General features: G+C 65.1%; 7 protein-coding genes. All 7 read left to right on the plus strand.

The genetic code is table 11. The features are described 5' to 3' along the window. The coding region (locus tag APH30_RS28930) for a tetratricopeptide repeat protein (RefSeq protein WP_156326680.1) at positions 1-166 on the plus strand (166 nt) is incomplete at its 5' end. Further along, positions 163-828 (plus strand): chemotaxis protein CheW, encoded by a 666-nt coding sequence (locus APH30_RS25505; protein WP_054890352.1) that lies wholly within the window; start codon positions 163-165, stop codon positions 826-828. The genes APH30_RS28930 and APH30_RS25505, both read left to right, overlap by 4 nt. Then, positions 825-3,143, plus strand: a complete 2,319-nt coding sequence (locus tag APH30_RS25510) for a hybrid sensor histidine kinase/response regulator (RefSeq protein WP_054914101.1) — start codon at positions 825-827, stop codon at positions 3,141-3,143. The genes APH30_RS25505 and APH30_RS25510 overlap by 4 nt, the downstream gene beginning before the upstream one ends. Beyond that, positions 3,140-4,153, plus strand: coding sequence for a chemotaxis response regulator protein-glutamate methylesterase (locus APH30_RS25515; RefSeq protein WP_054914102.1), 1,014 nt, complete (start codon positions 3,140-3,142; stop codon positions 4,151-4,153). Before APH30_RS25510 ends, APH30_RS25515 begins: the two co-directional genes overlap by 4 nt. A 51-nt stretch (positions 4,154-4,204) precedes the next feature. Beyond that, positions 4,205-5,209 (plus strand): Wsp signal transduction system regulator diguanylate cyclase WspR, encoded by a 1,005-nt coding sequence (gene wspR, locus APH30_RS25520; RefSeq protein WP_054914103.1) that lies wholly within the window; start codon positions 4,205-4,207, stop codon positions 5,207-5,209. A 128-nt stretch (positions 5,210-5,337) separates the two neighbouring features. After that, positions 5,338-6,433 (plus strand): peptide chain release factor 2 gene (prfB, locus tag APH30_RS28935; RefSeq protein WP_110678858.1). Its coding sequence is split into 2 segments (ribosomal slippage): positions 5,338-5,409 and positions 5,411-6,433, totalling 1,095 coding nucleotides; the frame shifts between segments, so codons are not numbered across the junction. Positions 6,434-6,525: 92 nt separating this feature from the next. Further along, on the plus strand, positions 6,526-6,993 hold a 468-nt coding region (locus APH30_RS25530), incomplete at its 3' end, for an OB-fold nucleic acid binding domain-containing protein (protein WP_256222137.1).

The raw sequence follows: 6,993 nt of genomic DNA on the forward strand, positions 1-6,993 counted from the left end.
CGCACAGCAAGCGCTGACCCACTACCGCAAAGCGCTGTATCTGGAGCCACAACACCCCGAGGCGTTGCTGCACCTGGCGGCCCTGCTTGCGGCCCAGGGTGACCTGGCCGGGGCCCGGCGCCTGCAGGAGCGGGCGGCGCGGGCTGGGCGGGAGTCTGAACGGTGAACGGTGAATCCGCGATGCAACTGCTGGCCGATGACGATGCGCTCATCGACGACTGCTGGAACCGCATTGGTGTACATGGCAACAAGCAATGCCCGCTACTGGAGCGGCACGTGCATTGCCGCAACTGCGAAGTCTACGCCGCTGCGGCTACCCGCCTGCTTGACCGCTATGCATTGGCGCAGGAGCACTCGGCGGCCGAGCGTGAGCCGCTGCAAGAGCACACCGGTCGCTCCATGTTGCTGTTCCGTCTGGGTGAAGAATGGCTGGCGCTGGCGACCGCCTGCCTGGCCGAAATCGCCCCGTTGCAGGCCGTGCATTCGTTGCCGCACCAGCGCTCGCGGGTGTTGCAGGGGGTCGCCAACGTACGTGGGGCGCTGGTGCCATGCCTGTCATTGGCCGACTTGCTGGGGGTTCAGGCGGGTGCTGCCGAGCAGCGCAGCGGCCGGGCGATGCCACGCATGCTGATCCTGGCCAGCGAGGGCGGCCCGGTGGTGGTGGCGGTCGAGGAAATCGACGGCATCCACCGGCTCGACCCGCTGCTGCTGGGCAGTGGCCAGGACGCCACCCGCTATACCGCGGCGGTGCTGCAATGGCGCGGGCGCAGCGTGCGGGTACTGGACGATCAACACTTACTGGCTGCCGTGCAGCGGAGCTTGTCATGACCCCAGAGCAAATGCGCGACGCCTCGTTGCTCGAGCTGTTCAGCCTGGAGGCCGAAGCGCAGACCCAGGTGCTCAGCGCCGGCCTGATGGCACTCGAGCGCAACCCTACCCAGGCTGACCAGCTCGAGGCGTGCATGCGCGCGGCCCACTCGCTCAAGGGCGCCGCCCGTATCGTTGGCGTGGACGCGGGCGTCAGCGTCGCGCATGTCATGGAGGATTGCCTGGTAGCCGCCCAGGAGGGGCGCCTGCGGTTGAATGCCGAGCATATCGATGCGCTGTTGCAGGGGACCGACTTGCTGATGCGCATTGCCACACCGGGCGACAGTGCGGCGCAGGCGACCCTGCCGGTGTTTCTTGCGCAGATGGCCAGCCTGCTCGACCCAGGCGGCGCCGGCGTGCCGCCGCTGCCCGTGGCGGCAGGGTCCGTATCGCCGTCGTCGCCGTCGGTCAGCCCACCGCCGGCACCGTTGGTGCTGCCCAGTGAGCTGTCAGAGCCCGACGCCGAGCCTGAGCCCGAGCCCGAGCCAGCGCTGCGGCGCAAGGTTGGCAAGCGCGTCGGCGATGCAGGCGAACGGGTGTTACGGGTCACTGCCGACCGCCTGAACAGCCTGCTCGACCTGTCCAGCAAGTCGCTGGTGGAGACCCAGCGCCTGAAGCCTTACCTGGCCACCCTGCAGCGCCTCAAACGCATGCACGGCCAAGGGATGCAGGCGCTCGACGGCGTGCGCATGCAGCTGGAAGACAGCGGCCACAACAGTGAAGTGCTCGAAGCCTTGGCGCAAACCCAGCGCCTGTTGGTCGAGACCCAGCAGATCCTGCAACAGCAGGCCGCCGACCTCGATGAGTTCGGCTGGCAGGCCAGTCAGCGTGCGCAGTTGCTGTACGACACGGCCCTGGCCTGCCGCATGCGGCCATTCGCCGATGTGCTGGCCGGGCAGAGTCGCATGGTCCGAGACCTCGGCCGCTCGCTGGGCAAGCCGGTACGGCTGGTGGTGGAGGGGGAAAAAACCCAGGTCGACCGTGATGTGCTGGAAAAGCTTGAAGCGCCATTGACCCACCTGTTGCGCAATGCCGTGGACCACGGCATCGAACTTCCGGAACGGCGCCTGCTGGCGGGCAAGCCAGCGGAAGGGCTGGTGCGCCTGCGTGCCTCGCACCAGGCTGGCATGCTCAGCCTGGAGCTGATCGACGATGGCGCCGGTATCGACCTGGAGCGCCTGCGCGGCAGTATCGTCGAGCGCGCCCTGTCGCCGGCCGACACCGTGGCGCGCATGAGCGAAGCGGAACTGCTGACATTCCTGTTCCTGCCCGGCTTCAGCCTGCGCGACAAGGTGACCGAAGTGTCCGGGCGCGGTGTCGGGCTGGATGCGGTGCAACACATGATTCGCGAACTGCGCGGCTCGATCGAGCTGAGCCAGCAGCCAGGGCAGGGCTGCCGCTTCCATCTGCAGGTGCCGTTGACCCTGTCCGTGGTGCGTAGCCTGGTCGTCGAGGTCGGTGGCGAGGCTTACGCTTTTCCGCTGGCGCATATCGAGCGCACCCTGGACGTCACCGCCGAGCAGATCGTGCAGATCGAAGGCCGCCAGCACTTCTGGCACGAGGGCCGGCACATCGGCCTGGTGGCGGCCAGCCAGTTGCTCAACCGCCCGCTGGGGCAAAGCGACGGCAGCAGCCTGCGGGTCGTGGTGATCCGTGAGCGCGAGCAACTGTACGGTGTGGCCGTGGAGCGCCTGGTAGGTGAACGCGTGCTGGTGGTGATGCCGCTCGATCCACGGCTGGGCAAGGTGCAGGACATTTCTTCGGGGGCCTTGCTCGATGATGGTTCAGTGGTGCTGATCGTCGATGTCGAAGACCTGCTGCGCTCGGTGGATAAACTGCTGAGCACCGGCAGCCTGGAGCGTATCGAACGCGGCAGCGGCGGCACCCGTGGGGTGGCGCACAAACGCATCCTGGTGGTCGACGATTCACTGACCGTGCGCGAGCTGCAGCGCAAGCTGCTCAGCCACCGTGGCTACGACGTGGCGGTAGCGGTAGACGGCATGGACGGCTGGAACGCCTTGCGCAGTGAAGACTTCGATTTGCTGATCACCGATATCGACATGCCGCGCATGGACGGTATCGAACTGGTCACCCTGGTGCGGCGCGACCAGCGCCTGCAAGGCTTGCCAGTGATGGTGGTGTCCTACAAAGACCGTGAGGAAGACCGGCGGCGTGGCCTGGATGCTGGGGCCGACTACTATTTGGCAAAGGCCAGTTTCCACGACGACGCGTTGCTGGATGCTGTGGTGGAACTGATCGGAGGGGCTCAGGGATGAAGATCGCCATCGTCAATGACATGCCCATGGCGGTCGAGGCCCTACGCCGTGCAGTCGCCCTTGAGCCCGCGCACGAGCTGGTGTGGGTGGCCAGCAATGGCGCCGAGGCAGTGCAGCGTTGTACCGAGCAGCTTCCGGACCTGATCCTCATGGACCTGATCATGCCGGTGATGGACGGCGTGGAGGCGACCCGGCGGATCATGGCCGAAACCCCATGTGCCATCGTCGTCGTCACGGTCGACCGCAAGCAGAACGTGCACCGGGTGTTCGAGGCCATGGGCCATGGCGCGCTCGATGTGGTGGACACCCCAGCGCTGGGCGCGGGTGATCCCCGCGAAGCGGCGGCCCCGCTGCTGCGCAAGATCCTCAATATCGGCTGGCTGATTGGCCAGCAGCGTGCACCGGTTGCTCGCCCGGTTGAGCTGCCGCTGCGCGAAGCTTCACAGCGTCGCGGCCTGGTGGCGATTGGTTCGTCGGCCGGTGGCCCGGCAGCCCTGGAGGTGTTGCTCAAGGGCTTGCCGCCGGCGTTTCCGGCGGCCATCGTGCTGGTCCAGCATGTGGACCAGGTATTTGCCGCAGGCATGGCCGAGTGGCTCGGCACCGCCGCCAACCGGCAGGTGCGGCTGGCCCGTGAAGGCGAGCCGCCGCAGCCGGGCGTGGTGCTGCTGGCCGGCACCAATCACCATATCCGCCTGCTACAGAACGGCCAACTGGCCTACACTGCCGAGCCGGTGAATGAAATCTACCGGCCCTCGATCAATGTGTTTTTCGAGAGCGTGGCCCAACACTGGCACGGCGATGCGGTGGGGGTATTGCTCACCGGCATGGGCCGCGACGGTGCCCAAGGCCTGAAGCTGATGCGTCAGCAGGGTTTCCTGACCATTGCCCAGGACCAGGCCAGCAGCGCGGTGTACGGCATGCCCAAGGCCGCCGCAGCCATTGATGCTGCCGTGGAAATTCGCCCGCTGGACCGCATCGCCGGGCGCTTGACGGAAATTTTTGGAAAATGACGACACGTATTGAATCACGCCGCCACGCCGGTAGTGATCGGGTGACCATGTATGGATGATTTACCGATCGAAGGTTTCGCGACCACCAACGAAAACTCGGCGATGGTACTGCTGGTCGACGATCAGGCCATGATCGGCGAGGCCGTGAGGCGAGGGTTGGCCAACCAGGACAACATCGACTTCCACTTCTGTGCCGACCCCCACCAGGCGGTGGCCCAGGCCATGCGCATCAAGCCCACGGTCATCCTTCAGGACCTGATCATGCCGGGCCTGGACGGCTTGACCCTGGTGCGTGAGTACCGCAACAACCCGGTGACCCAGGACATTCCGATCATCGTGCTCTCCACCAAGGAAGACCCTCTGGTCAAGAGCGCGGCGTTTGCGGCCGGGGCCAATGATTACCTGGTCAAGCTGCCGGACACCATCGAACTGGTGGCGCGTATTCGCTACCACTCGCGCTCCTACCTGACCCTGCTGCAGCGCGACGAGGCCTACCGCGCCCTGCGCGTCAGCCAGCAGCAGCTGCTGGATTCCAACCTGATGCTGCAGCGGCTGATGAACTCCGATGGCCTGACCGGGCTGTCCAACCGCCGGCACTTCGACGAATACCTGGAACTGGAGTGGCGCCGGGCCATGCGCGAGCAGCAACAACTGTCGCTGCTGATGATCGACGTGGACTACTTCAAGGCCTTCAACGACAGCTTCGGCCACCTGGCCGGTGACGAGGCGCTGCGCCAGGTGGCCGAGTCGATCCGCGGCTCGTGCTCGCGGCCCAGTGACCTGCCCGCGCGTTACGGCGGCGAGGAATTCGCCCTGGTGCTGCCCAACACCTCGCCTAGCGGGGCACGGCTGGTGGCCGAAAAGCTGCGCCAGACCGTGCATGGCCTGGGTATCCCGCACACTGCACCGGCGGCTGATGCGTTCCTGACCGTGAGCATCGGCCTGGCCACCCAGACCCCGAGTATCGGCAGCCATTGCCGGCAACTGATCTCGGCGGCCGACAAGGGCCTGTACCTGGCCAAGAATGGCGGGCGCAACCAGGTCGGCATTGCCTGACGCGCCGATAACAGCGCCGGCCCTCGTGGTAGCTCATCTACAGGCTACCGCCCGGCGGGTCTGCCGCCCTGCGGCGGACTCGGTTATACTCGCAGGCTTTTCACCGAATTCGTGCGAGTAGCCAGCCCATGGAAATCCAACCGATCCTGAACACCATCAAGGACCTCACCGAGCGTTCCCAGTCAATTCGGGGGTATCTTTGACTACGATCACAAGCATGACCGCCTGATCGAAGTCAACCGCGAGCTGGAAGACCCCAACGTCTGGAACAAGCCCGAGTACGCGCAGGCCCTGGGCCGCGAGCGTGCCATGCTGGCACAGGTGGTCGAGACCCTGGACAAGCTGTCCAACGGCCTGGGCGACTGCCAGGACTTGCTCGACATGGCTGTCGAGGAAAATGACGAAGGCGCCGTCGGCGACGTCGTGACCGAGCTGGAAGGCCTGGAAGAAAACCTGGCTCAGCTTGAGTTCCGTCGCATGTTCAGCGGCGAAATGGACATGAACAACGCCTACCTGGATATCCAGGCCGGCTCTGGCGGTACCGAGGCGCAGGACTGGGCCAACATCCTGCTGCGCATGTACCTGCGCTGGGCCGACAAGCGTGGTTTCGACGCCACCATCATCGAACTGTCCGAAGGTGAAGTAGCCGGTATCAAGGGCGCCACCGTGCACATCAAGGGCGAGTACGCCTTTGGCTGGCTGCGCACCGAAATCGGCGTGCACCGCCTGGTGCGCAAGAGCCCGTTCGACTCCGGCGCCCGTCGCCACACCTCGTTCTCGGCGGTGTTCGTTTCGCCAGAAATCGACGACAAGGTCGAAATCGAGATCAACCCGTCCGACCTGCGCATCGACACCTACCGTTCCTCCGGTGCCGGTGGCCAGCACGTCAACACCACCGACTCGGCCGTACGTATCACCCACGTACCGACCAACACCGTGGTGGCGTGCCAGAACGAACGTTCGCAGCACGCCAACAAGGACACCGCCATGAAAATGCTGCGGGCCAAGTTGTACGAGCTAGAAATGCAAAAGCGCAACGCCGCCTCGCAGGCGTTGGAAGACAGCAAGTCGGACATCGGCTGGGGCCACCAGATCCGCTCCTACGTGCTGGATGACTCGCGTATCAAGGACCTGCGTACCGGCGTGGAACGCAGCGACTGCCAGAAGGTGCTGGACGGCGACCTCGACCAGTACCTGGAAGCAAGCCTGAAGCAGGGCCTGTAAGCCGTACTCCACCGCCGCGCCATCGGCCAACCGCCGCTGGCGCGTGCCCTGCCCGAAAAGGGCAACGAATACCTGATGGAAAAAATGACCAGATGAGCGACCTCAAGACCGAATCGCAAGACCTGCAACAGGAAGAGAATGCCCTGATCGCCCTGCGCAAGGAAAAACTTGCCGCCGAGCGTGCCAAGGGCAATGCCTTCCCCAATGACTTCCGTCGCGACAGCTACTGCAACGACCTGCAGAAGCAGTACGCGGACAAGACCAAGGAAGAGCTGGAAGCAGCCGCGATTCCGGTCAAGGTGGCGGGCCGCATCATGCTCAACCGTGGCTCGTTCATGGTGATCCAGGACATGACCGGCCGCATTCAGGTCTACGTCAACCGCAAGACCCTGCCGGAAGAAACCCTGGCCGCAGTCAAAACCTGGGACCTGGGCGACATCATCAGCGCCGAAGGTACACTGGCCCGCTCTGGCAAAGGCGACCTGTACGTCGAAATGACCAACGTGCGCCTGCTGACCAAGTCGCTGCGCCCGCTGCCCGACAAGCACCACGGCCTGACC

Source organism: Pseudomonas sp. NBRC 111127, assembly GCF_001320345.1.
GTDB classification, from domain to species: Bacteria; Pseudomonadota; Gammaproteobacteria; order Pseudomonadales; family Pseudomonadaceae; genus Aquipseudomonas; species Aquipseudomonas juntendi.

Excerpts from the sequence above, each read along its gene's own strand:
- wspR (WP_054914103.1), top strand. The coding sequence starts at position 4,205 with ATGGATGATTTACCGATCGAAGGTTTCGCGACCACCAACGAAAACTCG.
- APH30_RS25515 (WP_054914102.1), top strand. The coding sequence starts at position 3,140 with ATGAAGATCGCCATCGTCAATGACATGCCCATGGCGGTCGAGGCCCTA.
- APH30_RS25510 (WP_054914101.1), top strand. The coding sequence starts at position 825 with ATGACCCCAGAGCAAATGCGCGACGCCTCGTTGCTCGAGCTGTTCAGC.